Below are 24,220 nucleotides of genomic sequence, written 5' to 3' on the forward strand. Positions count from 1 at the left end.
ATGCGTCGACCCCTCGCAGCCACCGTCATGTTCTGGCCATGAAGACAATGGGTCCTGAGCCTAGGGTGATGCGCTGCAGACGAATGACAGCTTTACCACGTTGCTGCCGCTGCCTTGCCATGCCGCCGATAGTCGGCTCTCCGCCCGTTACTGTCGGTAACCCATGCCACGCGACGGGCGATGTTCCACACTACCCTCCTCGGCCGGATTCGGCGCCTTAGCAAAGCGCACCGGGGCCGTCTTGTTCGTGCCGCCGCCGTGCCAGATCCAGCAGGCCCTGGCGGATATGGTCGATGTGCTGGCGCAGCAAGTCCGCGGCCTCGGCCTCCCGGCGCGCGCGGCAGAGGTCGAGCAGGGCGCGATGCTCGGCCACCGCCCTCTCCCGATCACCCGGGATGCCGAGAGGCTGGATACGCGTGTGGATGTCGCATTCGGTCAGCAGATTGGCGACAAGGCTCAGCATCCGCGGACTGCCGGCATGTCGGTAAAGCCGCATGTGGAAGTCCTTGTTCAGCCCGTTCCACATCGCGATGTCGTTGCTGTCGAGCGATGCGGCATAGGCACTCTGGATCCGGTCGAGTTCGATGAAGTCCTCGGCCGTCAGCCGGGCGGCCGAGCGCTCCAGAAGCCACGGTTCCACCAGCATCCGCATCGAGAAGAGATCGTCCACCTCCTCGGCAGTCAGTTCCGTGACGATGGCGCCCTTGTGGGGCAGCATTCGGATCAGGCCCTCGCGTTCGAGGATCAGAAACGCCTCGCGCAGGGGAATGCGGCTCATGCCGAACTCGCGGGCGAGGTTTTCTTGCTTCAGTTGCAAGCCGGGGGGATATTCGGAACTGAGTATCCGGTCACGCAGGGCTTCGGCGGCAGCCATCGCCATGGTCTTGTGCTGCAGGCTCTTGCCGACTGGCGCACCTTCAGGGGCCATAGCGTCGGATCGGCCGTTCGCTGATTGCCGGTCACGGGCAGGCCGGCGGCTGCTGGTCGTGTCAGCCGTGGTGGAGCCCCCTGATCTCTTGCAGCACGTCCAGCGGCACGCTCAGGTTGTCCGAGGCACGCCGCTTCCACCCATCACATCACCGCGGCCGAGCCCGCCAGCAGGATGATGTCCAAGCAAGCCAGCAGGAGCCGATCTGGTTCGCCCGGCGATGGGTCTGGAATTGATCCCCACTCCAGCGCGCGGTCGAAGGGGCCGCAGTCCGCATAGCTCATGTCCAGCAGAGGCTATCGAGCGACCAGCGTCAATTGCGGTCACAGCCGGTTTGGAGATCAGTTCCGGGCCGACTCTCGGGCAAGTATTTGCAGCATGCGCTCGCGCGCGGCAGGCGGTAGATCTTTGGGCAGGTCGGCTTCGGGCGCCGGGCTATCCCCGACCTGGATCAGCATCACCATGCCCATGGTGTAATGGGGCGAGCACTTGATCCCCCAGATGCCCTCCTCGGTCAGCGTGACAGCGATCTCCTCGTTGATCTTGCCGACGAATTTCTCGCCATTGCTCGGGATCATACCGTCGATGGTGGCGGCATTGTGCCCAGGGCTTGCGGCGATGAACTTCACCATGTCGCCCGGCTGGATGACCAGATAGTCAGGCTCGAACGGCATCGGGCCACTGTCATTGCGGTTGAGCATCCTGACCTCATGCGTCTCGGCAAAGGCCGCAAACGGCAAGAGACAGGAAAGAAGCGCAGCACGGATCAGCACGGCGATGTCCTTTCAGGCGAGGCGTTGGAAGGCGAAAAGCGGGAAGCCGCCGGCCGGATGCGCGATCAACCGGGCATCGACGGCAAAGATCTCGCGGATCAGCGCCGGGGTCAGGATGTCGAGCGGTGCCCCTAGCGCCACGCAGCGGCCGGACTGCATCACCATGACGCGGTCGCAGCGCAGCGCGTGATGCATGTCGTGCAGCGCGATCACGGTCGTGACCGGAAGCTGCGAAACCAACTCGAGAATGGAGAGCTGGTGGTGGATATCCAGATGGTTCGTAGGCTCGTCCAACAGCAGAAGCTGCGGCGCCTGCGCGTGGGCCCGCGCGATGTGGACCCGCTGGCGCTCGCCGCCTGACAGGGTGGACCAGTCCCGCGCGGCCATCCGCTCCATCCCGACCGCCTGCAAGGCGGCCTGAACGGCCTCATCGTCCTTGGCGCCCCACGGGCGAAGCGGCCCGAGCCAAGGCGTGCGGCCCAGCTCCACCGCGTCGCGAACGGAAATCCGCTCGGCGGTATCGGCCGCCTGCGACACAAGGGCGAGCCGTTGGGCGATCTGCTGCCGCCGCAACCGCGTCACCGACTGGCCCGCAAGCCGGACCTCGCCGCGGGTCGGCGGCAGCAGCCCCGCCATCATGTTCAGCAGCGTAGACTTGCCCGACCCGTTCGGCCCGATCACGCCCAACATCTCGCCCGGACGCAGTCGCAGGCTCACGTCCGCGACGAGATCCCGGCCCTGCACCCTCCGGGAGGCGCCGATGAGTTCGAGGATGGGCGCCCCGCTCATCGCTGCCGCCCCCGGATCATGACAACGGCGAAGGCAGGCGCCCCGACCAGCGCGGTGATGACACCGATGGGCAGCACCTGGCCCGGAATGACGATGCGCGACACCACGTCGGACAGCACAAGGAAGACCGCGCCCGCGAGCGCCGTGGCGGGGACGAGCCGGGCATGGCGCACGCCCACGAGGAAGCGCATCGCATGCGGCACGACCAGCCCGACGAAACCGATCGCCCCGGCGATCGACACCATGACTGCCGTCACCAGCGCGGCGGTCCCGATCAGCACTGCCTGCGCCCGGCGCACGTCGATCCCCAAGGCCGCGGCGCTGTCGGCTCCGAAGGTAAAGGCATCCAGAGTCCGCGCGTGCCACAGTGCAACGCCCAGACCCAGCAGAGCTACCGGCAGCGCTATCCAGATATCCGGCCAGCGGACGCCCGAAAGATTGCCCAGAAGCCAGAACATGATCCCGCGCGCCTGCTCGGCACTGGCCGATTGCGCGATGATCAGCGCGGTCGTGGCATTGAACATCTGCGATCCGGCAATGCCCGCCAGGATGATGATGCCGGTGGTCTGAATGCCTGTTCCCCGTGCCGCGCGGGCGAGGACCGCGACCAGACCAAACGCAACCAGCGCGCCCGCAAAGGCCCCCGCCGACATGCTGATCATGCCCGCACCGAAGCCTGCCACGGTAACGGCGACCGCACCTGTCGAGGCCCCGGCCGAGATCCCCAGCAGATAGGGCTCGGCCAAGGCGTTCCGCAGCAGCGCCTGAAGAATCAGCCCCGACAACGCCAGGCTGGCGCCGCCGCAGGCGGCCACGACCGCGCGGGACAGGCGGTAATGCCAGACCACGCTGGCATCCACGGGATCGAGAACGGCAGCCGTCAGGCCGGCCTTGTTGCCCAGCACTGCCATTACGGTGGACAGCGGTATCCGCGTCTCGCCCACGGCCGTGCCGAAAAGCAGCGCCGCCGCCAGCATGACGGGCGCGAGCCAAAGCCAGCCCGCACGGCGGGCGGCAGCGCCACGGCTCATCGGGACAGACCGAGACCGGCAAGCGCGTTTGACAGGGCCTCAAGTCCGTAGATCGCGCGGATCGAGGGGTCCATCGCATGGGCTTCCAGCGTCAGGATGCGGTCGTTCTTCACCGCCTCCATCTGGCTGGTCACGGGATCGCCGCTCAGGAACTCGCGCTTGACGGCGATGTCGTCGGCGGGAAATCGACGCCGGTTCATTTCGGCCGCGACGATGAAGCTGGGATCGGCGCGGGCGATGGTTTCCCAACCGACCGTCGGCCACTCCTCTTCGGAGGTGACGACGTTTTTCACTCCCAGCTTGGCCAGCATCCAGCCCGGCACGGCGTTGACGCCCGCGACATAGGGATCAATTTCGATATCGGCTGACGAATACCAGAACACTCCCGAAAGATCGTCGGGCAGGTTTAGCGCCTGCGCCTGCCCGACCGCCGCGGCTTCACGCGCCTTGAGGTCGGCAATCAGGGCCTCGCCGCGTTCCGAGACATCGAAGATCTGTGCCAGCTCCTTGATGCCCTGATACAGAAGCGCGGTGTCGAACAGCACCGTTCGTGCGCCGTCCATGCTCTGGCTGTTGTCCTTGCCGATGCATTCGGTCGGCATGATCCAGCTGAGGATCCCGGCGTCGTCGAACATATCCCGCGTGCCGACCGCCCCCTGCGGGCCGATCATCCATTCATAGGCGGTGACGACCAGATCGGGCCGTTTCGCCAGCACGCTTTCGAAGCTGGGGGCGTTGTCCGACAGACGCTCGACCTGCGCATCCACCTCGGCGAACTCGGGCAGGACCGGGTTGATCCACAGCGCGGTGCCAGCGACCTTGTCGGCAAGACCCAGCATGTAAAGGATCTCGGTCGTGCTCTGGCCGACGCTGACGACGCTTTCGGGCGCCTGGTCGATGGTGACCTCGTGGCCGCAGCTGGTGAATGTCAGGGGATAGTCCGTGCCCGCGAACGCCATCGGCGCCGCAGCCATGACAGCCATGGCCGCCGTCGTCGTCATCCTCAGCATGATATGTCCTTCCGCTACATCATGGACGGGCCAAACGAGCGGACGGACTCCGGGCAGCATTGCACGGAACGCGATCCCTCCCGAGCCGACCCGCTCGGATTGGTCAAACTGCGTCGGCAGGTCTCCTGACTGACGGGTCATCGCCGGCCCGACCTTCCCAGACCCCGAAAGGTCCAGTGGCATATTCGGGCGCGGCTCACCGCCTACAGTTGCGGGGGCAGTTCCGGTTGGGGGCGCAAGACCCCGGCGGATTCCCTTTCCGACACGGTCTCCGTAGCGGCAGGGATCGATGCTGGCAAGTTGAAGCTGGTTGGCGAGGCTGTCACCGTCATCAGACGCCGAGGGCCGCCCCAAGCCGCTGCCATTCGCTTTCGTTTCCCGGCAGGCCGAGGCGGAGCCAGGTGTCGGAATAAGGAAACCGGCGCGTCCAGATGTGGTGCCGTGCCAGTGCGGCCTGCGCCTTATTCGCACCCGATGTCTTGTAGAGGCGGAAAAGATGCGTGCCGCCCGCCAGGGCCCATCCGGCGCTCGCCGCCAGATCGTCCAGCCGGGTCGCCTCGCCGGAAAGGCGGCGAATGGTTTCGCGGCGCCAGTCCAGATCGCCAAGCGCGATCCGCCCGATTTCGAGGGCAGGTCCCGAGACGGGCCAGGGGCCTGCGAGCGCAGACATCCGGCGGATCACCTCCTCGCCGCCGTAGACGAAGCCAAGCCGCAGGCCCGCGAGCCCCCAGAACTTGCCGAAAGAGCGCAGGACAAGCAGGCGGTCGCTGGCCTCGACCACAAGGCTTTCGTCCGGGGCAGGATCAGCGAAGCTCTCGTCGACAAGCAGCGTTCCGACTGAAAGGCTCCGCAGAGCCTCCCTGCGGTAATGGCGACCGTCCGGGTTGTTGGGGTTCACGACGATTGCCAGATCCGCACCGGACAGGGCATCGAGTTCTCCCACCTCCTCGACTCGCCAGCCCGCCTGTCTCAGACAGGCTGCGTGTTCGTTGTAGGTTGGGGCGAGCACGCGCGCGAGGCGAGGGCTTTCCAGCAGGGGGATCATCTGGATTGCTGTCTGCGCCCCCGCCACCGCGAGCCCCGGTGCGGCGGTGCCGAAGGCCGCGGCGGCAGCCTCCATCAGCGCGGCCCTGGCGCTTGCCGTCGGCAGGTTCGTCCATGCCTCGGGCGGAAGCTCGGGCAAGGGATAGGGCTGGCGATTGATGCCGGTGGACAGGTCGATCCAGTCCCCCTGCCCCCACGCGACCCGGGCCTCGTCAAGGTTTCCGCCATGATCGCGCATCAGGATGGTCCGGTGATGATAGGCAGCAGCGCCGCAAGGACCAGTGCAGCCACCAGCAGCATCATCGCCCGCCTGTAGAGCCTCAGGCCCTGTGTCAGGGATACCGGGACCGGGTCCGGCGCTCCCGCGTTAAGCCAGGGCTCGGGCGCCACATGGCCGTCATAGATCCTCGGCCCTGACAGGCGGACGCCCAGCGCCCCGGCCATGGCCGCCTCGGGCCATCCCGCATTGGGCGAGCGGTGTCCGTGTGCGTCGCGCAGCATGACGCGCAGCGCATGGGCAGGCTTGTCCGAGGCAAGGGAAAACAGCACTCCCGTGGCCCGCGCCGGAATCAGGTTGACGAGGTCGTCCAGCCGGGCGGACGCCCAGCCGAAATGCAGATAACGCGGGTTACGATGGCCGATCATGGAATCCAGCGTGTTGATCATCTTGTAGACCGCAATCCCCGGCAGACCCGCAACCGCACCCCAGAAGACCGGGGCCAAGATCCCGTCAGAGGTGTTCTCGGCAAGGCTCTCCAGTGCCGCGCGCGAAACGCCTGCCTCGTCCAATGCCTCAGGGTTGCGGCCCACGATCATCGAGACGGCATGGCGTGCCTCGGGCAGGTTTCCGTCGGTCAGAGGCCGTTCCACCGCGGCGACATGGTCATGCATGGATCGAACTGCGACCAGCGGCCAGGCAAGGACGCCACCCAGGACGATGCCCGGAACATGACCTGGCAGCAGTGCTTGGGCTGCAGCAAAGGGCAGGAAGGCGGCGGCCACGCAGAGGATAAGAGCCGCTGCCCCCGTGAGCCTGCGCGGGAAATCCGCCCGGTTCAGCCGTGCCTCCAGGAGGGCGACGAGGTGCCCCGCCCATGTCACCGGATGCCCGACCCGCGCATAAAGCCAGTGCGGCCAGCCGATCAGCCAGTCGATGGCAAGCGCCACCAGCATCATCGCGGGGAATTCAGCGATCATCGCTTGCGAACTGCAGGACGCCCGTGATCCCTGCAGCCTCCAGCGCAGGGGCTGCGTCAGGCGGAACCCCACCTTTGGGGAAGATCAGGCCGCGGGCCGAGCCGGTATGGGCGAGGACGAAGCCGAGTGCCCCAAGACTTCCGGAAAGCTCTTCCGTTGGATCATCTGCCGGTCCCCTCGTCCGCAGGCACCGCCGGGCGCTTTCAGATGCAAGCTCGGCGAAGGCCTGCAACTTTCCGGCTTTCTGCCAGCCCGCGACAATATCCGAAACCTCCGGGAAAACCATGTCGGCGGGATCGGTGGAACGAGGCGCTCCGAAATAGCCTCCCACGATCTCATGGGCAGGAATCTCGGGCATCCCTTGTAGGATGCGGCCCTCTCGAGAGGCCCAGAGCAGGCGCTCGGGATGGGCGAAAGCCAAGGGGTCTGAAGCCCCCTCTTCGGCCACGCAGGCCGCCATAAGGCGCCCGGTCGGCCCCTGCCAGCCATGAAGCCGCGCCGTCGCGATCAGCTTGGCGGTGGATATGCCCGTGCCGGCGCCGGGTGGCGACAGGGGCGAGATGACGACCTCTCCCCGATCCGCAAGGCCCAAGGCCCGCAGGAAGCCGGCAAGTGGATTGGCCGCTTCCCTGATCCTGCAGCGGAGTTGCGCGTGCAGCCCGGTCTTCGAGCAGGGAATTGTGATCAGGCCGAGCGGGCCGTCCGGCCCCAGCCTGCCTTGCAGATATTCCCCGAAATGTCCCCGAACCCTGACGGTGATCATGGTTGCCAGTTGACCTCAGCGACCGACCAGTGGCCGTGCCGACCGACGTGGAAACGGGTCAGCGACAGGGGCGCCACCTGGAACGACAAGGCGCCGCCGACCGAGCCCGTGGCAAGGGACAGCGCTGCCCGGACGGTGCCCGCGTGGGCGATCACGACCTGTGCACCCCCTCTGCGCGCAAGATCCAGAAGGGCGGGGTTTGTGCGGGCACAAAGATCCCTGAAGCTCTCGCCACCGGGAGGGCAGTGGCCGGCAAGGGCCTCCGGGGCCAGGGAGCCCAGGTCGGGAACGGCGCCATGCTCCAGCCCCTCCCATTCTCCGAAGTCCTGCTCCCACAGCCTTTCGTCAGTCCTCGCGGCAAATCCGGGAACCAGTGCCTCGGCGGTCATCAGGCAGCGCCGCGCCGGAGAACTGGTCAGCATCGCGCCTGGTGGAAGACGAGCCGCAACTGCCGCAAGGGCCGCCTGGTTCGACAGATCCGCCGACAGGTCGAGGCGGCCGGCAAGCCGGCCGCTCTCTGCCACCGGAGCGTGACGGATCAGGAAGATCTCGGCATGGAGAAGGTCAGACATTGCCTGCGGCTCCTTCAGTCAGCTTCATCGCCACGGTCAAGCATAGGCCCCGAGCGCCAGCAGCAGCGCGATCTCGGAGGCCTGCTGACCCGCGCCCAGCACGTCGCCGGTCTGTCCGCCGATCTTCCGGCGGGCGACTAGCGCCAGCACGGCCACTGCCAGCGCCGCCGCGACCAGCGCGGCCCCGCCCTGCGGCAGAAGCAGCAGGGGCAGCACCCCGATCAGCGCCGCCACGAGGACGCTGGCCGTCCCGACGGCCCGTCCCTGCGCCCCCAGCCCCTCGACACGCGCGGGCGGCAGTCCTGCCATCAGCGCGACGGGGGCCACACGGCTGGCCACGGCCACGGCGATGACGGCGGCCAGGGCCTGCGCCTCGGCAATGGCGGCCAGCCCCAGCCAGCGCAGGCCCAGCGTCAGGATCAGCCCGACCGTGCCATAGCTGCCGATCCGGCTGTCGCGCATGATCTCAAGCCGCCGCTCGCGCGAAGCGCCGCCCCAGAAGCCGTCGCAGATGTCGGCAAGCCCGTCCTCGTGCAGGGCGCCCGTCGCCATGACCTGCGCGCCAAGCGCAAGCCCGCCCGCGACCGGCGCCGACAGGCCAAGCGCCAGCGCCGCCGCCATCACCGCGCACGCGATCAGGCCGACCAGCAGCCCGGCCAGCGGAAAGGCCCAAGCCGCCGCGCCCAAGGGCGGGACGGGATCGCGCAGGCGCCCGAAAGGCACCCGCGTCAGAAGGATGACGGCCAGCTGCGCCTCGGCCAGTCGCTGCCTCATGCCCCGCCGATCCCGGCATCGGCGAATGTCGCCATGCCGTTGTGGCAGGCCAGCGCTGAACGCACGATCCCCAGCGCCAGCGCCGCCCCCGAGCCTTCCCCCAGCCGCATGTCGAAGTCGAGGATGGCGGTCCTGCCCATGGCCGCAAGCAGCTTGCGGTGACCCGGTTCAAGCGACAGGTGGCCGACGAGGCAATGGTCGAGCAGGCGCGGGTCCGCCACGAACAGGGGCGCCACGGCCGCGGTGCAGATGAAGCCGTCAAGGATCACCGGGATGCGCGCCGCCCGCGCTGCAAGGACCGCGCCGCAGATCGCCGCCTGCTCGCGCCCGCCAAGGGCGGCAAGGGTTTCCAGCGGCGCGCAGCCCATATGCCGCTCAAGCCCACGCGTGATCGCGTCGATCTTGCGCCGCAGGCCTGCGTCATCCGAGCCGGTGCCCCGTCCCACCCAGTCCGCAACCTCGCCCCCGAACAGCGCGGCGCAGAGCGCGGCCGAGATGGTCGAGTTGCCGATGCCCATCTCGCCGAGCGTCAGGATGTCGGCCTGCGGGTCGATGGCTGCGGCGCCCCGGTTCATGGCCTCCAGCACCTCGGCCCCGCTCATCGCCGGCGCGGTCGTAAAATCGGCGGTCGGGCGGTCAAGGTCCAGCGCGATCACCGACAGCTCGGCGCCGTTCACGCGGCACAGCTGGTTGATCGCGGCGCTCCCTGCCTGGAAGTTCGCCACCATCTGCGCCGTGACCTCCTGCGGGAAGGGGTTCACCCCTTGCGCGCAGATCCCGTGGTTGCCCGCAAATACCAGCGCCTGCGCGCGGTCGGCCCGGGGCCGCTCGGTCCCCCGCCAGGCGGCCATGAAGAGTGCGATCTCCTCGAGCCGGCCGAGCGAGCCCGGCGGCTTCGTCAGGCTGTCCTGACGGCGCGCGGCGGCGGCGCGGGCGACCTCATCGGCGACGGGCAGGGTATCGGCCAAGGCGGCGACCCGGGACAGGGATTCAAAGCGCATCATTTCACTTTCACGGGAAGGCCGCAGACGGCCAGGATGACCTCATCCGCCGCTTGCGCGACCTGCTGGTTCAGCAGGCCCGCCGCATCGCGGAAGAGCCGGGCAAGCCGGTTCTCGGGCACGATCCCGGCGCCGACCTCGTTCGTCACCAGCACCACTGGCGAGGCCTGCGCGCCGAGCGTTTCGACCAGCCGCGCGGCCTCGGCCTGCCAGTCGCGTTCGGACAGGATCAGGTTCGACAGCCACAGCGTCAGGCAATCCACCAGCCGCGGCGATCCGTCGGTAAGCGCCAGCGCCCCGCAGAGATCTAGCGGCTCGGCATGGGTCCGCCATTCGTCCCCCCGCCGGGCACGGTGCGCCGCGATCCGCTCCTCCATCTCGGCGTCGAAGGCTTGCGCGGTCGCGACATAGACGGCAGGGCTGCCGAGCGAGAGCGTGCGGCCTTCCGCGATCGCGCTTTTCCCCGATCGGGCCCCGCCTGTCACAAGGATGATCGAACCCATGGAGCCTCCGTGTCCTTGAACGGCCAGGCCGTGAACCGCACGTCCGGCAGTCCTCTGCGAGACGGCGTGCAAACGCCGCCATGTCGCTTGGGCTGAGGGTCCGCAGCATATGGCGCCTGCCATGCCAGAAGCCGCCAAGCTGCATGGGCGCCTGCCCGACCGGCGCGATGCGACGAGAACCTCATGGTTCCCTCCTCGGTGGCCATCGTAGGCCGCATGACAATATGCCTGTGGGGAATTGCGCCCCGCAGACGGTTCCAATCGTCACCGCTGCGGAACAGCCGCTCCTCGGACGCACCCCGCGCCGTGGATGGGTGATCGTCGGGGCAGGTCTCCTGACTTGCGGGTCATCACTTCGGCCAGCCTTCCCATACCCAAGGGCACAGTGGCGCATTGACCGTCGCTCGCCGCTTACAGTTGCGGGGGCAGTCCGAGATTTGCCTGAAGGCGCACCCGGTTCCCATATTAAGCCGCTCTCGCGGCACCTCGACGCTCGGGTTCTGCGACGGGGCCGCGCCGGCTGTCAAGGCTGGTCGGGGCTCAGCCCGTGCGGGGGCACCGCCCTCCTGCCTTGCGAAAGGCGCAGCTTCCCCTTTAGGCGGTGCCGCAAGCTCTCGGAGGCACTGCCATGGAACTGACACTCGTCGGCATCGCGACCGGCAACCCGGATCACCTGACCCTGCAGGCGGTCGAGGCGATCCGGGCGGCGGACATCCTGCTGATCCCCGACAAGGGCGAGGACCGGCAGGAACTTGCAGACCTGCGCCGCAGGATTGCCGCCGGCTGTGTCGAAGATGACAAAGCCCGGCTTGTGTCCTTTCCCATGCCCGAGCGCGACCCGACGGTGTCCGATTACAAGGTGCGGGTGAGGCGGTGGCACGATGCCATCGCGCAAGCTTGGCTTGATGCGCTCGCGCCCTATCCCGAGGCGCGAAAGGTCGCGCTGCTCGTCTGGGGCGACCCTGCCCTGTTCGACAGCACGCTGCGGATCGCCGAGCGCATCCGGAAGGTCCGCCCGCTGGACCTGAAGGTGGTGCCCGGCCTGATGTCGCTGCAGGTGCTCACGGCAGCCCATGCAATCCCGCTCAACCGTCTGGCTGAGCCGTTCCTTGTCACCACGGGGCGCCACCTGCGAGAGCATGGCTGGCCCAAGGGCATCGACACGTTGGTGGTGATGCTCGACGGCGAATGTTCTTTCACCACGCTCGACCCGGCAGGGATCTCGATCTGGTGGGGTGGCTATGTGGGGATGAAGGGCCAGATCCTCGACCAAGGGTCGCTGGCCGAGGCAGGCCCGCGTATCGTCAAGGCCCGCGCAGAGGCACGGGCGCAGCGGGGCTGGATCATGGACATCTACCTGCTGCGGCGCGAGGTGCCCTCGGCGAGCGCCCCGTAAAGGATCAGCGTCGGGGCAGCCGCGCGCGCATTCATGCGGCACATCTCGACAAGCTCGCTGATCGTGCCCCTGTGCAGCGCTTCGGCGGGCGTAGACACCCCGGACGCGAGGATCGCCGGCGTGTCCGCCGGCAGCCCATGCGCGATCAGTTTGCCGGCGATGTCGGGAAAGGTCGCCCGCGCCATGTAGACAGCCGTCACTGCCTGAGGGTCCGCCAGCGCGGCCCAGTTCAGGTCGCCCGGGAGTGCCCCGGTGACATCATGTCCGGTCACGAACTGCACCCGTCGCGCGGTCAAGCGGCGCGTCAGGGGGAGGCCCGCTGCAGCCGCAGCCGCAGCCGCAGCCGGGCGGTCACACCCGGAATGACCTCGTAGCCGATCCCGGCCGCGTCACGGGCGGCGATCTCCTCCTCCAGGCGGCCGAACATGCCCGCATCACCGGATTTCAGCCGCACCACCCTGGCACCGGTCCTTGCCTGATCCACCAGCAGCCTGTTGATTTCGTCCTGCGGCACCGAGGCGCGGCCCGCGCGCTTGCCTACGGAAATCAGTTCTGCGCCGCTTGAGGCGAGCTCGAGGATCGGCCCCGAGGAAAGGTCGTCGTAAAGAATGACTCCGGCCGCCTGCAGGCGCTTCCTGGCCCGGACCGTCAGCAGTTCCGGGTCACCGGGACCGGAGGACACGAAGCTGACAAGGCCTGCATCCATTATGGCGCCTCCGCGATCATGTGGAAGAAGGTGCCGGTGACATTGCCCCGCCGCGATCCGGTTTCCGGAACAGGATTGCCATCTGCATCGAGAACCTCGGCCAAGGGCGCGTCGGGCTGCGAGAGGATGGTGGAATAGTGGAACTCGTGTCCCAGCAGGCTCTGGCCGCGATCATGGCCCGGCAAAGGTGAAAGCAGCCGCGCGCGCCGGTATCCCAGATGCATCCGGCGGTTTGCATAGCTCGTTTCCAGCCCAAGAAGCCCGGCCATTCGGTGGCTCTCCCCATCCGCATCCGTCAGGCTTTCCCCCAACACCATGTATCCTCCGCATTCACCGTGAACCGGCTTGTTCTCGGCAAACCGTCTCAAGCCCCCAAGGAAGTTCTGCGCCCCGGCCAGACGGCCTGCGTGAAGTTCCGGATAACCGCCGGGAAGCCAGCAGCAATCGGCCTCGGCCGGGCGCTCATCGGCCAACGGGGAGAAAGGCAGGATCTCCGCTCCGGCTGCCCGCCAACCGGCGAGAAGATGCGGATAGGTGAACGAGAAGGCAGCGTCTCGCGCCAAGGCGATCCGCTGTGCCGGCGGGCGGCAGCGCCGGGACGCGCCCAGGGACATGCCGCCGGACGCCAGCCCCCGCAAGGCGACGAGATCGATATGCGCACGCAGGAAAGCAGCATAGGAGGCGATGGTCGCCTGAAGGTCAGTATGTTCAACGGCCTGCACGAGGCCTAGGTGCCGCTCGGGCAAAGTCAGGTCGCCGCGCCTCGGCAAGGCGCCGAAGACGGGGATGCCTGCGTCGTCCAGCGCAAGCCGGCACAGCCGCTCATGGCGCGGCGAGGCCACGCGGTTCAGGATGACCCCTGCGACACGCACATCCCGGCGGAAGTGCTTCAGCCCTGCAGCCAACGCCGCCACCGTCTGCGCATGGCCCGAGACATCCATCACCACCACAACCGGCCAGCCCGTGATCGCCGCGATATCGGCGCTGGAGCCGTTGCCGGAGGCGCCTGCCTTTGCCACTCCGTCGAACAGCCCCATCGAGCCCTCGGCCATTGCCATCTGGCCTGGAAGGCCAAGCTGGTCGGCCAGCACCCCGGCCTCCATCGCCCAGCTGTCGAGATTGCGTGAATCCTCGCCGCAGGCCGCTCGGTGGAAGGCGGGATCGATGTAGTCCGGCCCGCATTTGTAGGGCCGGACCTTCACGCCGTCCTCGGCGAGGCAGCGCAGCAGGCCCAGCATCACCGTTGTCTTTCCCGCACCCGAGCGGGGGGCCGAGACGATAAGGCCAGGGATCGTGGCGCGGCTCATCCCTTCACCGCATCGGCACGGCCAGCGCGGAAGCGGCGGTCATAATCGGCCGCGTAAAGCCGGCTTTCATCGAAATCCTCGGCCGCCAGCGCCCGGCCGACGAGGATCAGGGCCGTCCGCTCCATCGTCTCGCCCACGTTGGCGGCGATAGAGGCAAGCGTTCCCCGCACGATGCGCTGGTCGGGCCAGCTTGCCCGCCAGACCACGGCCACGGGGCAGTCCGTGCCGTAATGCTGTCCGAGTTCGGCCGCGACCTCTTCCAGCCGGTGAATGGAAAGATGGATCGCCAGCGTCGCCCCGGTCGCGGCGAAAGCGGCCAGCGCCTCGCCCTCGGGCATGGGCGAGGCGCGGCCGGAGGTGCGGGTCAGGACGACGCTTTGCGCGACGCCCGGCAATGTCAGTTCCGCGCCAAGGGCGGCGGCGCTTGCCGCAAAGGCTGGCACCCCCGGCGTGACGTCATAAGGGATGTCCAAGTCCCTCAAGCGGCGGAGCTGCTCGCCCATTGCCGACCAGACGGACAGGTCCCCGGAATGCAGCCGGGCCACGTCCAACCCTTGGGCGTGGGCAGTTGCGATCTCGGCGATGATGTCGTCGAGACTCATCGGCGCGGTGTTGATGATCCGTGCCCCTGCGGGACAGTGCTGCAGAACGGCCTCTGGCACCAGGGAGCCGGCATAAAGGCAGAGGGGCGAGGCGGCGATCAGGTCCCGTCCCCGCAAGGTCAGAAGATCGGGCGCGCCGGGACCGGCGCCGATGAAATGAACGGTCATGGATAGGGGCTTTCGTCGGATTGGGCCAAGGCGGCGGTGGCGCGGCCATCGGCCGAGACCACGCGAGGCAGGATCATCCGGGCTGCCGGTCCCGCCGCGACGAGGGCGCAGGCCTCGGCAATGCTGCCGGTGCCGTAACGGGCCAGGATACGAAGGCTGCGGGTTGGCGTGCGCACGCCGTTCAGGGCGGCCTCGGGCAGCGGGATGATCCTGCGGCCCTGCTGTCGCAGGTCCAGAACGGCGGGATGGCCTTCCCGAAACGCCGGCACGGCAAGCGGCAGGTCGGGGGTGGCCTGCAGGCGCTGGAGCAGTTCCTTCAGGCTCTCCGGGGTGGCCGCCGCGCGAAGGCCGAGGCCGACGACCTTCATCGCGTGACGCTCCATTGCACAACGGGATAGCTGGCCTTCCAGCCGCGCCTGCCGCCCAGGGGCGCGGCTTGCGACAGCTCGATCCGCAGAAGCGTTCCGCCCAGCCTCGCCTGCGCGCCGGCAAGCAGGCTCTCGGTTTCCAGCGTGACACCATGCGCGACGATGCGGCTTGCTTGAGAAAGGCTCGCCCACAATGCGTCGAGCAGCGCTGCGTCCAGCCCGCCTCCGATGAAGACGGCATCAGGCGCGGGCAATTCGGGCAGCAGTTCGAGCGCACTGCCCTCCCGTATGTCGAACTGGGGCACGCCGAGGGAATGGGCATTGGCCCGGGCACGCGCAGCCCGCCCCGGGCTGCGCTCGACGCCCACGGCGCGATTGCGGGGGTGCGACAGGAGCCACTCGATCCCGACCGAGCCGCTGCCCGCGCCAAGGTCCCACAGCAACTCGCCCGCGCGCGGCGCAAGGGCAGAAAGGGCCAGCGCGCGGATCGGGCGCTTCGTGATCTGGCCGTCGCGGTCGAAGAGATCGTCGGCAAGACCGGAAACCTGCGGCAAGCCCTTGCCGCCCCGGACCTCGATGGCGCAGGAGACGAGGTTCTCGAAGACCGGCAAGTTGTCCTTGGCGGCATGGCGGCGGATGCGTTCTTTCGGGCCGCCCAGATGCTCCATCACGTGCAGCACCGAAGGCCCGAAACCCAGGGAGGTCAGATAGCTCGCCAGTGCGGAAGGTGCCGTGCCATCGCGCAGGGTCACGATCAGCCTCGCGCCTCCGGTCAGATGGCGGCGCAGTTGCTCCAGCGGTGCGGCATGGAGGCCCAGGCATGTCACCTCCTCCAGCCGCCAGCCAAGCCGCGCGGCAACGAGGGACGGAACCGAGACACCGGGATAGGCGCGCCATTCCCCGGCGGGCAGTTCCTGCGCGAGGCTGCCGCCCGCGCCGTGCCAGAAGGGATCGCCCGAGACCAGCGCGGCGACCGGCCTGCCGCGCAAAGCCAGCAGGGGCGACAGGGAAAAGGGAACCGGCCATGGGGTTATGCCGGGATGGTCCACCATGGCGAGATGGCGCGGGCTGCCGAAGATGACCTCGGCCCGTTCCAGCGCTTCGCGGCTTGCCTCGGTCAGATCCTTCAGGCCATTTTCCCCGATGCCGATGATCGACAGCCATTCAGACATGCGAACCACCCTCATCCTGGGCGGCACCACCGAAGCGGGCTGGCTGGCACAAGCCGTCGCCGAGGCGGGGTGGCCGGCGCTTCTGTCCTATGCGGGACGCGTGGCCAACCCCCGCGCTCAGCCGGTTCCCGTGCATATCGGCGGGTTCGGAGGACCCGAGGGGCTTGCGGCTTTCCTGCAGAGCAACGGCATCGGGCAAGTCATCGACGCGACCCATCCCTTTGCGGCCCGGATCAGCCGCAATGCCTTGCAGGCCTGCGCCTTGGCCGAGGTGCCGCTTTGTGCTTTCGAGCGGGCGGCGTGGACGGCAGCACCGCAGGACAACTGGACCCATGTTCCCGACATCGCGGGTGCCGCGGCGGCGCTGGACGGTCCCGGCAAGCGGGTGTTCCTGGCGATCGGCCGTCAGCATCTCGCCGACTTCGCGCATCTCGCGCAGCACCGCTTCCTGACCCGGCTGGTCGATGCGCCTGCTCGGGACTTTCCGTTGCCGAACGCCGAGATCGTCGTCGCACGTGGCCCCTTCCGGCTGGAGGATGATATTGACCTGATGCGCGCGCATGGGACGGAACTGCTGGTCGCCAAGAACGCGGGCGGAGCCGGGGCCGAGGCGAAGATCGTCGCGTCCCGGTCGCTTGGTATTCCTGTCATCATGATCGACCGCCCCGGACTGCCCGAGCGGCCGGTGCGCCGGACCGTTGCCGAGGTCATGGACTGGCTTCATGCCCGCCTCGGCGTGTAGACAAAGCGTCCGACCTGCCGCGTTGCCGCCGAGCCGACAATGACAAGGGTGCGCATGTCGGCCATCTCGGGACGCGCATCCCGCAGCGGCACCACGTGGATGTCCTGCTTGGGGGTCGAGACGGCACGGGCGAAGATGATCAGGCGTTCGGGCTCGGCACGGGCTTGCAGCAGGTCCAGCACGGAGGCGAACTGGTGCGGGCGCGCTTTCGACCGCGGATTGTAGAAGGCCATCGCAAAGTCCGCCTCCAGCGCGAGGCTGATCCGCTTCAGCACCAGATCGAAGGGCTTGAGATTGTCCGAAAGGTTGATCGCGCAGAAATCGTGTCCCATGGGGGCACCTGCTGCGGCCGCCGCCGCCAGCATGGCGGTGATGCCCGGCAGGACCCGGATATCCAGCTCGCGCCACTCAGACGGGCCAGAGTCTATCGCCTCGAACACGGCCGAGGCCATGGCGAAGACACCCGGATCGCCCGAGGACACGACAACCACGCGCCCTCCCCGGGTCGCAAGCTCCAGCGCATGCCTCGCGCGATCAAGCTCGACCCGGTTGTCGGACGAGTGCAGTCGCAGGCCGTCGCGCGGAGCGATGCGGGCGACATAGGGGATGTAGCCGATGACGTCCGTGGCCTGATCCAGCGCAGCCGCGACTTCGGGCGTGATCATGGCCTCGGCGCCGGGACCAAGCCCCGCGATGACAAGCGATCCCATCATGGTCTGCGCCCCTGTCCGTGCACCAGCACGATCGAGAAATAGGGCACCGGCCCCTCAACCTCGGACAACATCTGAACCCGCTCTTCGGCCATGGTGCCGTGCTCGATCAGCCAAGCCTGATCCGCCCTGCCCGCGCTTTCCAACGCGGCGCGCAGGCGCGGCAGGTTGCGGCCGATCTTCATGACGACCAGCGCATCGGTGTCGCGGATACGTCGCGCCAGATCCTCTTGGGGGAGCGTGGCCGGCAGAACCGTCAGTATGTCGTCGCCCCAAGTGATCGGCAGGCCCGTCGCCGTCCAGCAGCCGGCCATGCCAGGAATGCCCGGCACCACCTCGACCCGCTCGCGCGGCAGCCGGGCATAAAGATGCATGAACGAGCCGTAGAAGAAGGGATCACCCTCGCAGAGGACGACGACGTCCTCCTCCTCTGACCGCCGCAGAAGCTTGGTGGTCCACTTCTCGTAGAAACCCGCAAGCGCGGCGTTGTAACGTGGGTCGGACACGGGGATCTCGGTGGTCACCGGGTATTCCATTGGTATCTCGGTGGCATCGGGGTGCAGAAGACCCTCGACGAGCCTGCGGGCCACCCCCTTCGCACCGGCCTTGCGGAAGAAGGCCACGAGCCGGGCATTCGTCAGATAGCGATGGGCCCTGACGCTCATCAACTCGGGATCGCCGGGACCAAGGCCGAGGCAGATGATCTTGCCGGGCACCGCCTACTCCTTCGCCGAGGCAAGCGCGTTCACCGCCGCCACCGTGATTGCCGAGCCGCCCAGCCGGCCCTCGACCACGCACCAGGGCGCAGGGTCGTCCTCCATCAGGGCGGCCTTGGACTCCGCCGCGCCGATAAAGCCCACGGGGCAGCCGATTATGGCGGCCGGGCGGGGGAAACCCGGTTCGGCCAGCCGGTTGAGCAGGTGGAACAGCGCAGTCGGCGCATTGCCGATGGCCACCACGGCGCCTTCCAGATGCGGCCGCCACAGCTCGATCGCCGCTGCCGAGCGTGTGTTGCCCATCTCTGCCGCAAGGGCGGGCACGCGCGGGTCCTGCAGGGTGCAGATGACCTCGTTGCCGGCGGGGAGGCGGGCGCGGGTGATCCCTTCGGACACCATGCGGGCGTCGCAGAGGATCGGCGCGCCGTCCTGCAGCGCCTGACGGGCGACGGTCGCAAAATGGGGCGAGAATTGGATAAACGCGGCCAGTTCGACCATGCCCGCGGCATGGATCATGCGAACCGCGACCACCTCCTCCTCGGGCGAGAAGCGGGACAAGTCGGCCTCGGTCCGGATGGTGGCGAAGGATGCGCGGTAGATGGCCGCGCCATCGGTTTCATAGCTATGAGCCAAGATGGCCTCTTATCACGTCGGGAAGATTTTCGGTGGTCAGCCGGCGGAGCAAGGGCTCGCCCCCGGCCGGACCGTCGGGGATCAGGTCGAAGCACCCGTCGCGCCCGGTCAGCGTGACAGATGCCGCGGCGGGATGGGCACAGCCCTTGGCGCAGCCGGAGACATGCAGGTGCCGCCCGGCCGGAACATGGGGGGCCAGTTGTCGTGCCAGTCCGCGGGTCTCCACGCTGGCCGAGGCACAACCCGGCGCGCCGGTGCAGGCGCTGACGCGCAGCAGCGGGTCGTCGGGATCGGTCCGCCACAGTTCGCTGTGAACAGTGCCTTCGGGCAGAACCGCCCGCCACGGGGTCAGGCGCAGAGCCTGTCCGGCGAGTTCGGACAGCGCCTCGGACGTCGCCGCCCCGAAGGGCGCAAACAGGAACGGGCCGGATCGGAGGATCTCTTCCAGCGGTGCCTGCGTGTCGGGCGTCGCATCGGCATGCAGCGGCGGATCGCTTCCTGCTGCGACGGCCTGCGCCATCCGGCGGTGCCCGGTTCCTGAGAACCAGTCCAGCACTTCGAGAGCGCGGGCGATGACAGTCTCGCGGCCCACCCGTTCGCCCAGAGCCATCCCGTCAATGCGCAGCAGCAGGTCGCCCCCTGCACGTTCGATCCGGATATCCGCCGAGGCGGCCTGCAGCGCGGGACGTTCCCCGGTGTCGATCGCAAAGCCGAATTTTGGCGGCAGTTCCGGCGCCTTCCGCAAGGCCGCCTCGAGTTCGCGCGTGATTGCTTGCGTGCCGTCGCCGACCTTCCAGAATGGCGTCACCATGATGTTGCGCCGGGCCTCAAGGCGCGGATCTGCGTCCAGCAGCTCCAGCTCCCCGAGCCGATGCTGCACTTCGGACAGGGCATCCTCCCTTACGCCCCTCAGTTGCAGCGTCGCGCGGGAACCGAGATCGATCTGGCCGTTCCCGAAGATCTCGGAAATGCCAGCCAGTCCGGCCACCTGACCCGGATCGAAGCGCGAGCCGTGCGGGCGGATGCGCAGCAGCAACCCGTCCCCTGCGGGCATCGGGCGCAGGGCGCCGGGGCACCAGCCCTTGCGGGTCATGTCGAAAGCTCTGCGGGAGAGTTGCGGAGTTGTCCGGGCCCGATCCCGAACTCGGCGAAGATCGTCTCCATCGCGGCCAGAGCGCCCGGATTGGCCTCGGCAAGGAAGGCTCGCACTTGGGGCGAGCCCAAGGTCGCGTCCTGGTAAAGCGCGAAGAGATGCGCGGGTGTGGCCTGCGCCATGCGGGCAAAGGCGGCCATGTGTTCAAGGGTGGCGGCGATCTCGGCGGCGCCCCGGAAGCCATGACGCATCATCCCGCGCAGCCACCGCGGGTTCGCTGCGCGGGCACGGACGACGCGGGCGATCTCCTCGGACAGCAGCCTTGCGCGGGGCGTCTCGGGGCGGGTCGCGTCCAGATGGTAAAGGGCGGTCGGCTCCAGCCCCAGTGCGGTGCGGGCAGCGGCGAAGCCCGCCTCATGCGCCGCGTAATCCATTGCCAGCAGCAGGTCGGTTTCCGGCAGATCCTGCGACAGGACGAAGCCGTCCGCCGCCCGGATCCGCGCCTCGAGCCCCGCGGGATCGGGCTTGCCGTCGGGACCGAAGGCCGAGTTCTGCAACCACGCGCTTCCCGCAATTCCCGCCGCCATGTCCTCGGTGATGCCGGTGCCATAGCGGCCCGGGGCCGGGCCGAAGACGTGGGAGCCGGGGACCGAGGCCACATAGGGGTTCATGTCGGCGGCCTCGTCGCGGGCCGCGAGTGCCGTGCAGCCTTGATTGAACAGGGTGACAAGTTCCGGGAAGGTGTCGCGGAAAAGCCCCGAGACGCGCAGCGTCACCTCGATCCGGGGCCGGTCCATCAGCGGCGGCGGCGTGACCTCGAAGCCGGTGACGCGCTCGGAGGCGGGATCCCAGATCGGGGCAAGCCCCGTGAGATGCAGCGCCATGGCGAAATCCTCTCCCGCCGTGCGCATGGTGGCCGAGCCCCACAGGTTGACGATCAAGCTCTGCGGATAGTCGCCGTGATCCTGAAGATGACGACGGACGAGTTCCTCGGCCAGACGGACGCCCTGCGCCCATGCGGCGCGCGAAGGCACCCCGCGCGGATCGACGCCATAAAGATTGCGCCCGGTCGGCAGCACGTCCAGCCGCCCCCGGTAGGGCGAGCCGGAAGGACCGGCCGCAATGTGCCGACCGGAAAGGGCTGCGTGGATTGCCGCACGTTCGGATGCGAGTGATGCCGGGTCCCCCTGCCCCCTGCCTCCCTCGTCCGGGGTGCCTTCTCCCCAGACATGCAGGCCATCCCCGAACTGGCTTTCCTTCAGGTCGCAGACGAAGCGGTCGATGGCGGTGATCGCCTCGGCGGCCGAGGCATCCGCGGCAAGGCCAAGATCAGTTTCAAGCCCTTGCCGCTCTGCCTCGTCGCGGATCAGCGCGATCAGGCGCAGGCGGCGGGGGGGGTCCAGACCGTCCGCCGTCGAATATTCATCGAGTAGGCTTTCCAGCCGCAAGACCCTCTCGGGCGTTCCCGAAGCGACCAGCGGCGGCGGAAGATGGCCGAGCGTCAGCGCACCTAACCTGCGCCGAGCCTGCGCCGCCTCGCCCGGGTCGTTGACGATGAAAGGGTAAAGCACCGGCAGCCCGCCGGTCAGCGCATCCGGCCAGCAGTCCTGCGACAAAGCCGCAGCCTTTCCCGGCAGCCATTCTAGCGTGCCATGCGCGCCGACATGGATGATCGCATCGATCTTGGCCCCGTGCCTGAGCCAGAGATAGAAAGCTGAGTATTCGTGGCCCGGCACATGCGAGACGTCATGGTAATCGTCCTCGCGGCTTTCCGTCCTGCCCCGCTCGGGTTGCAGAGCGAGCAGGATGTTGCCCGCCCAGAAAGCCCGGAACTCCGGCTCGGCAGCCGCCTCGCCATGAGCCGCCTCGAGATCCCGGCGCAGGCTTTCGGGCAGGCGTGACAGTGCCGCCTGGTAGGAAGCCAAGGACCAGTCCAGCCGCGTACCCTTCAGGTCGCGCAGCACGGTCTCGGATGTCAGGTCCTGTCCAAGCTGCCGAGCAATGGCGGCGGCCGAGGCCAGCGCATCAAGCCCGACAGCATGAGCAAGCCGCCATTCCTTGCCCGGATAGGTGGACAGGATCAGCGCTATCCGCCGGCCGGAGGGCGGCAGGGTCTGCAACCGTTGCCAGTTCAGCACCCGTGCCACCACGGCGCCGATCCGCTCGCTGTCCGGGCTGTGACGCTGAAGCCGGAACTGCAGTGCGGGATCGGTCTCCACCATCTCCTTGAAGGAAATGATGCCCGCATTGATGCGCCCGTCCAGTTCGGGTAGCGCCACGTGCATGGCCAGATCGGCGGCAGAGAGGCCGCGCTCCGAGCCCTCCCATGCGGCTCGGTCCGAGGTGGCGTGGATCACCTGAAACACCGGCACCCCCGGCACATCGAGGGGCGAGGCATCCTCGGCCCGGCCCGAGAAGGCGGTCGCGTTGACGATGGCCGCAGGGGCGAGCCGGGGCAGCCTGGACCGCAGCCACTCGGTCGCCGTAGCGTCCTTGAGGCTGGGCAGGAACATCCCCACTGCTTGCACACCCTCGGCCTCGAAGGCGTGGATCAGTGCAGCGATCGAGGCGGTGTCGGAGGCGGCCGCCCAGGCGCGGTAGAAGGGGATGAGAACCAAGGGGCGCCCGTCCCCCTTGAGCCCCGTCATCACGCCCGGCTCGGGGTGCCAGAAGCCGTGGTTCGGCAGCACCGTGGCACCGCCGGGCCGGCCTGCGTCCAGCCCTGCCGCCGAGGACAGCAGGACCAGCGCATCCTGCGCCGCAAGCTCTCCCCCGGCCTCGCACAGTTCTGACAACTGCCGCAGGGTGGGAACGGGCAGCGTCGAGGCTGCGTCCAGAACGGGATCGGGGTGGCCGTCAGCCGGAAGGACAGCCAGCGCGATCCCTTTCGCGTGCGCGATGCGGGAAAGCTCGTCCACCCCATAGGGCCAGTAACTCTTGCCGCCGATCAGGCGGACGAGGATGCCTCTGGCTGCCGAGAGGGTCTGTTCGACATAGGTATCGACGGACAAGGGGTGGCGAAGGCGCGAAAGATTGGCCAGCCGCAACGCTGGAAGCCTGTTCCTTCCGCGCTGCCAGCCTGCCGCGAAAGCCCCGAGGTCGCTGTCCGAGAAGGACAGGACCACCAGATCCGCGGGCGACTGCCCCAGATCCTCGGGTCGGGCAGTTTCCTCCAGACCGTGGCTTTCGCGGAACAGGACGTGCATCAGGCCAGCGCGGCCCGGATGGCGTCGGGATCGATGTCGCCCTTCTCGGCGATCACGACGAGGCGGCCCTGCCGGGGCCGATCGCCCCAGGGACGGTCGAACTGATGGCGCACCCGCGCGCCGACCGCTTGAACCAGAAGCCGCAGCGGCTTGTCCTGAATCGCGACATGTCCCTTGACGCGCAGGATCTTCTGCGCCTCGGCGAGACCGGCGACCTTTTGGGCCAGCGCCTCGGGGGCGGCCTGCTCGGGCAGGTCGATCACCACCGTGTCGAAGTCGTCGTGGTCATGTTCCTCCTCGCCGTCGTGATGCGAGGGGCGCGCGGCCAGATCGTCCTCGGCCGCCGCGTTGATCCCCAGCACGACGCGCGGGTCGATCACGCCCTCGGTCAGCGCGATCATCGGCAGCGGACGCGGGGCCTCGGCCGCGATGATCTCGCGGGCGGCCGCCAAGCCGCCCTCTCCCGCCAAGTCGGCCTTGGACAGCAGCACGATGTCGGCGCAGGCGATCTGGTCCTCGAACACCTCGGACAGCGGTGTCTCGTGATCGACCTCGCTGGCGTTCCCAGGGTGCGCCGGGTCGGGCGCAAAGCGGCCCGCGGCGACCGCCTCGGCATCGGCCACGGTGACGACGCCGTCGATGGTGATGCGCGAGCGCAGGTCCGGCCAGTCGAAGGCCTTGAGCAGCGGCTTCGGCAGCGCGAGGCCCGAGGTCTCGATCACGATGTGATCGGGCTTGGGATCGAGAGCGAGGAGCCGCTCGATGGAAGGGATGAACTCGTCGGCCACGGTGCAGCAGATGCAGCCGTTGGTCAGCTCGACGATGTTCGCCTCGGGGCAGTTCGCATCGGCGCAGGCGCGGATCAGGTCGCCATCGACGCCCACATCGCCGAACTCGTTGACGAGGACTGCCAGCCGCCGCCCCTGCGGGTTCTGCAGCAGGTGGCGGATCAGCGTGGTCTTGCCCGCGCCCAGAAAGCCGGTGACGACGGTGACGGGGGTTTTTTCCAGTGACAT

25 protein-coding genes, 1 pseudogene and 2 riboswitches are annotated in these 24,220 nt (G+C 68.2%); of the genes and pseudogenes, 2 read left to right on the forward strand and 24 right to left on the reverse strand.

Annotated features, from left to right (window positions below; translation table 11 throughout):
- Positions 1-217 precede the first annotated feature (217 nt).
- The 13 genes from ACFFII_RS15005 to cobU all read right to left on the reverse strand — a co-directional run bounded on the left by ACFFII_RS15005 (position 218) and on the right by cobU (position 10,385).
- Entirely contained in the window at positions 218-928 is a 711-nt protein-coding gene (locus ACFFII_RS15005; protein ID WP_377699679.1) for a GntR family transcriptional regulator, read from the reverse strand.
- Positions 929-1,071: 143 nt separating this feature from the next.
- Entirely contained in the window at positions 1,072-1,212 is a 141-nt protein-coding gene (locus ACFFII_RS15010; protein WP_377699680.1) for a hypothetical protein, read from the reverse strand.
- A gap of 57 nt (positions 1,213-1,269) precedes the next feature.
- Positions 1,270-1,701 (reverse strand): pseudoazurin, encoded by a 432-nt coding sequence (locus ACFFII_RS15015; protein ID WP_377699681.1) that lies wholly within the window; start codon positions 1,699-1,701, stop codon positions 1,270-1,272.
- 12 nt (positions 1,702-1,713) lie between these two features.
- Complete coding sequence (locus ACFFII_RS15020) at positions 1,714-2,490, reverse strand: ABC transporter ATP-binding protein (protein WP_377699682.1); 777 nt, start codon at positions 2,488-2,490, stop codon at positions 1,714-1,716.
- Complete coding sequence (locus ACFFII_RS15025) at positions 2,487-3,521, reverse strand: FecCD family ABC transporter permease (protein ID WP_377699683.1); 1,035 nt, start codon at positions 3,519-3,521, stop codon at positions 2,487-2,489. Before ACFFII_RS15025 ends, ACFFII_RS15020 begins: the two co-directional genes overlap by 4 nt.
- Positions 3,518-4,531, reverse strand: coding sequence for an ABC transporter substrate-binding protein (locus ACFFII_RS15030; RefSeq protein ID WP_377699684.1), 1,014 nt, complete (start codon positions 4,529-4,531; stop codon positions 3,518-3,520). The genes ACFFII_RS15025 and ACFFII_RS15030 overlap by 4 nt, the downstream gene beginning before the upstream one ends.
- A 98-nt stretch (positions 4,532-4,629) precedes the next feature.
- A riboswitch (cobalamin riboswitch) is annotated at positions 4,630-4,837 on the reverse strand.
- A 25-nt stretch (positions 4,838-4,862) separates the two neighbouring features.
- Positions 4,863-5,813, reverse strand: a complete 951-nt coding sequence (gene cobD / locus ACFFII_RS15035; protein WP_377699685.1) for a threonine-phosphate decarboxylase CobD — start codon at positions 5,811-5,813, stop codon at positions 4,863-4,865.
- On the reverse strand, positions 5,813-6,772 hold the full coding sequence (gene cbiB / locus ACFFII_RS15040; RefSeq protein ID WP_377699686.1) for an adenosylcobinamide-phosphate synthase CbiB: 960 nt from the start codon (positions 6,770-6,772) through the stop codon (positions 5,813-5,815). Before cbiB ends, cobD begins: the two co-directional genes overlap by 1 nt.
- Positions 6,762-7,535, reverse strand: a complete 774-nt coding sequence (locus tag ACFFII_RS15045; RefSeq protein ID WP_377699687.1) for a propanediol utilization protein — start codon at positions 7,533-7,535, stop codon at positions 6,762-6,764. Before ACFFII_RS15045 ends, cbiB begins: the two co-directional genes overlap by 11 nt.
- Positions 7,532-8,107 (reverse strand): histidine phosphatase family protein, encoded by a 576-nt coding sequence (locus tag ACFFII_RS15050; RefSeq protein ID WP_377699688.1) that lies wholly within the window; start codon positions 8,105-8,107, stop codon positions 7,532-7,534. Before ACFFII_RS15050 ends, ACFFII_RS15045 begins: the two co-directional genes overlap by 4 nt.
- A gap of 36 nt (positions 8,108-8,143) precedes the next feature.
- Positions 8,144-8,881 carry an adenosylcobinamide-GDP ribazoletransferase gene (gene cobS, locus ACFFII_RS15055; protein WP_377699689.1) on the reverse strand — a complete coding sequence of 246 codons (738 nt, stop codon included), beginning with the start codon at positions 8,879-8,881 and terminating at the stop codon, positions 8,144-8,146.
- Positions 8,878-9,882, reverse strand: a complete 1,005-nt coding sequence (gene cobT / locus ACFFII_RS15060; RefSeq protein ID WP_377699690.1) for a nicotinate-nucleotide--dimethylbenzimidazole phosphoribosyltransferase — start codon at positions 9,880-9,882, stop codon at positions 8,878-8,880. Before cobT ends, cobS begins: the two co-directional genes overlap by 4 nt.
- Positions 9,882-10,385, reverse strand: coding sequence for a bifunctional adenosylcobinamide kinase/adenosylcobinamide-phosphate guanylyltransferase (gene cobU / locus ACFFII_RS15065; protein ID WP_377699691.1), 504 nt, complete (start codon positions 10,383-10,385; stop codon positions 9,882-9,884). Before cobU ends, cobT begins: the two co-directional genes overlap by 1 nt.
- 308 nt (positions 10,386-10,693) lie before the next feature.
- A riboswitch (cobalamin riboswitch) is annotated at positions 10,694-10,889 on the reverse strand.
- A gap of 124 nt (positions 10,890-11,013) precedes the next feature.
- On the opposite strand from cobU, the gene cobF reads away from it, so the two are divergent.
- A complete protein-coding gene (gene cobF, locus ACFFII_RS15070) occupies positions 11,014-11,781 on the forward strand; it encodes a precorrin-6A synthase (deacetylating) (RefSeq protein WP_377699692.1) in 768 nt (255 codons plus the stop codon).
- Here the strand turns inward: cobF and cobA are convergent.
- The 5 genes and pseudogenes from cobA to cbiE form a co-directional block, all read right to left on the reverse strand.
- Positions 11,739-12,487 (reverse strand): annotated as a pseudogene (gene cobA, locus ACFFII_RS15075) (uroporphyrinogen-III C-methyltransferase). The gene cobF and the pseudogene cobA overlap by 43 nt on opposite strands.
- Positions 12,487-13,794 (reverse strand): cobyrinic acid a,c-diamide synthase CobB, encoded by a 1,308-nt coding sequence (locus tag ACFFII_RS15080; RefSeq protein WP_377699693.1) that lies wholly within the window; start codon positions 13,792-13,794, stop codon positions 12,487-12,489. Before ACFFII_RS15080 ends, cobA begins: the two are co-directional and overlap by 1 nt.
- Entirely contained in the window at positions 13,791-14,564 is a 774-nt protein-coding gene (cobM, locus tag ACFFII_RS15085) for a precorrin-4 C(11)-methyltransferase (RefSeq protein WP_377699694.1), read from the reverse strand. Before cobM ends, ACFFII_RS15080 begins: the two co-directional genes overlap by 4 nt.
- Positions 14,561-14,932, reverse strand: coding sequence for a cobalamin biosynthesis protein (locus ACFFII_RS15090; RefSeq protein WP_377699695.1), 372 nt, complete (start codon positions 14,930-14,932; stop codon positions 14,561-14,563). The genes cobM and ACFFII_RS15090 overlap by 4 nt, the downstream gene beginning before the upstream one ends.
- Positions 14,929-16,104, reverse strand: a complete 1,176-nt coding sequence (gene cbiE / locus ACFFII_RS15095) for a precorrin-6y C5,15-methyltransferase (decarboxylating) subunit CbiE (RefSeq protein WP_377699696.1) — start codon at positions 16,102-16,104, stop codon at positions 14,929-14,931. The genes ACFFII_RS15090 and cbiE overlap by 4 nt, the downstream gene beginning before the upstream one ends.
- Here cbiE and ACFFII_RS15100 point away from each other — a divergent pair.
- Entirely contained in the window at positions 16,103-16,846 is a 744-nt protein-coding gene (locus ACFFII_RS15100; RefSeq protein WP_377699697.1) for a cobalt-precorrin-6A reductase, read from the forward strand. The genes cbiE and ACFFII_RS15100 overlap by 2 nt on opposite strands.
- Here ACFFII_RS15100 and cobJ read toward each other — a convergent pair.
- Genes cobJ through cobW form a run of 6 tightly spaced genes read right to left on the reverse strand, consistent with a single transcriptional unit; the run spans position 16,825 to position 24,220 of the window.
- Positions 16,825-17,559 (reverse strand): precorrin-3B C(17)-methyltransferase, encoded by a 735-nt coding sequence (gene cobJ / locus ACFFII_RS15105; RefSeq protein WP_377699698.1) that lies wholly within the window; start codon positions 17,557-17,559, stop codon positions 16,825-16,827. The two genes, ACFFII_RS15100 and cobJ, sit on opposite strands and share 22 nt — an antisense overlap.
- On the reverse strand, positions 17,556-18,272 hold the full coding sequence (gene cobI, locus ACFFII_RS15110) for a precorrin-2 C(20)-methyltransferase (RefSeq protein ID WP_377699699.1): 717 nt from the start codon (positions 18,270-18,272) through the stop codon (positions 17,556-17,558). Before cobI ends, cobJ begins: the two co-directional genes overlap by 4 nt.
- Before the next feature lie 3 nt (positions 18,273-18,275).
- A complete protein-coding gene (locus ACFFII_RS15115) occupies positions 18,276-18,905 on the reverse strand; it encodes a precorrin-8X methylmutase (protein WP_377699700.1) in 630 nt (209 codons plus the stop codon).
- Entirely contained in the window at positions 18,895-19,998 is a 1,104-nt protein-coding gene (locus ACFFII_RS15120; protein WP_377699701.1) for a ferredoxin-like domain-containing protein, read from the reverse strand. Before ACFFII_RS15120 ends, ACFFII_RS15115 begins: the two co-directional genes overlap by 11 nt.
- Positions 19,995-23,204 carry a cobaltochelatase subunit CobN gene (gene cobN, locus ACFFII_RS15125; RefSeq protein ID WP_377699702.1) on the reverse strand — a complete coding sequence of 1,070 codons (3,210 nt, stop codon included), beginning with the start codon at positions 23,202-23,204 and terminating at the stop codon, positions 19,995-19,997. Before cobN ends, ACFFII_RS15120 begins: the two co-directional genes overlap by 4 nt.
- Complete coding sequence (cobW, locus tag ACFFII_RS15130; protein WP_377699703.1) at positions 23,204-24,220, reverse strand: cobalamin biosynthesis protein CobW; 1,017 nt, start codon at positions 24,218-24,220, stop codon at positions 23,204-23,206. Before cobW ends, cobN begins: the two co-directional genes overlap by 1 nt.

Origin of the sequence: Paracoccus niistensis, from assembly GCF_042432925.1 — a bacterium.
Lineage (GTDB): Bacteria > Pseudomonadota > Alphaproteobacteria > Rhodobacterales > Rhodobacteraceae > Paracoccus > Paracoccus niistensis.

Bases quoted from the DNA above. Each gene is read 5' to 3' on its own strand.
- ACFFII_RS15005 (WP_377699679.1), bottom strand. From the start codon at position 928: ATGGCCCCTGAAGGTGCGCCAGTCGGCAAGAGCCTGCAGCACAAGACC.
- ACFFII_RS15010 (WP_377699680.1), bottom strand. From the start codon at position 1,212: ATGAGCTATGCGGACTGCGGCCCCTTCGACCGCGCGCTGGAGTGGGGA.
- ACFFII_RS15020 (WP_377699682.1), bottom strand. From the start codon at position 2,490: ATGAGCGGGGCGCCCATCCTCGAACTCATCGGCGCCTCCCGGAGGGTG.
- ACFFII_RS15025 (WP_377699683.1), bottom strand. From the start codon at position 3,521: ATGAGCCGTGGCGCTGCCGCCCGCCGTGCGGGCTGGCTTTGGCTCGCG.
- ACFFII_RS15030 (WP_377699684.1), bottom strand. From the start codon at position 4,531: ATGCTGAGGATGACGACGACGGCGGCCATGGCTGTCATGGCTGCGGCG.
- cobD (WP_377699685.1), bottom strand. From the start codon at position 5,813: ATGCGCGATCATGGCGGAAACCTTGACGAGGCCCGGGTCGCGTGGGGG.
- cbiB (WP_377699686.1), bottom strand. From the start codon at position 6,772: ATGATCGCTGAATTCCCCGCGATGATGCTGGTGGCGCTTGCCATCGAC.
- ACFFII_RS15045 (WP_377699687.1), bottom strand. From the start codon at position 7,535: ATGATCACCGTCAGGGTTCGGGGACATTTCGGGGAATATCTGCAAGGC.
- ACFFII_RS15050 (WP_377699688.1), bottom strand. From the start codon at position 8,107: ATGTCTGACCTTCTCCATGCCGAGATCTTCCTGATCCGTCACGCTCCG.
- cobS (WP_377699689.1), bottom strand. From the start codon at position 8,881: ATGAGGCAGCGACTGGCCGAGGCGCAGCTGGCCGTCATCCTTCTGACG.
- cobT (WP_377699690.1), bottom strand. From the start codon at position 9,882: ATGCGCTTTGAATCCCTGTCCCGGGTCGCCGCCTTGGCCGATACCCTG.
- cobU (WP_377699691.1), bottom strand. From the start codon at position 10,385: ATGGGTTCGATCATCCTTGTGACAGGCGGGGCCCGATCGGGGAAAAGC.
- cobF (WP_377699692.1), top strand. From the start codon at position 11,014: ATGGAACTGACACTCGTCGGCATCGCGACCGGCAACCCGGATCACCTG.
- ACFFII_RS15080 (WP_377699693.1), bottom strand. From the start codon at position 13,794: ATGAGCCGCGCCACGATCCCTGGCCTTATCGTCTCGGCCCCCCGCTCG.
- cobM (WP_377699694.1), bottom strand. From the start codon at position 14,564: ATGACCGTTCATTTCATCGGCGCCGGTCCCGGCGCGCCCGATCTTCTG.
- ACFFII_RS15090 (WP_377699695.1), bottom strand. From the start codon at position 14,932: ATGAAGGTCGTCGGCCTCGGCCTTCGCGCGGCGGCCACCCCGGAGAGC.
- ACFFII_RS15100 (WP_377699697.1), top strand. From the start codon at position 16,103: ATGCGAACCACCCTCATCCTGGGCGGCACCACCGAAGCGGGCTGGCTG.
- cbiE (WP_377699696.1), bottom strand. From the start codon at position 16,104: ATGTCTGAATGGCTGTCGATCATCGGCATCGGGGAAAATGGCCTGAAG.
- cobJ (WP_377699698.1), bottom strand. From the start codon at position 17,559: ATGATGGGATCGCTTGTCATCGCGGGGCTTGGTCCCGGCGCCGAGGCC.
- ACFFII_RS15120 (WP_377699701.1), bottom strand. From the start codon at position 19,998: ATGACCCGCAAGGGCTGGTGCCCCGGCGCCCTGCGCCCGATGCCCGCA.
- cobN (WP_377699702.1), bottom strand. From the start codon at position 23,204: ATGCACGTCCTGTTCCGCGAAAGCCACGGTCTGGAGGAAACTGCCCGA.
- cobW (WP_377699703.1), bottom strand. From the start codon at position 24,220: ATGTCACTGGAAAAAACCCCCGTCACCGTCGTCACCGGCTTTCTGGGC.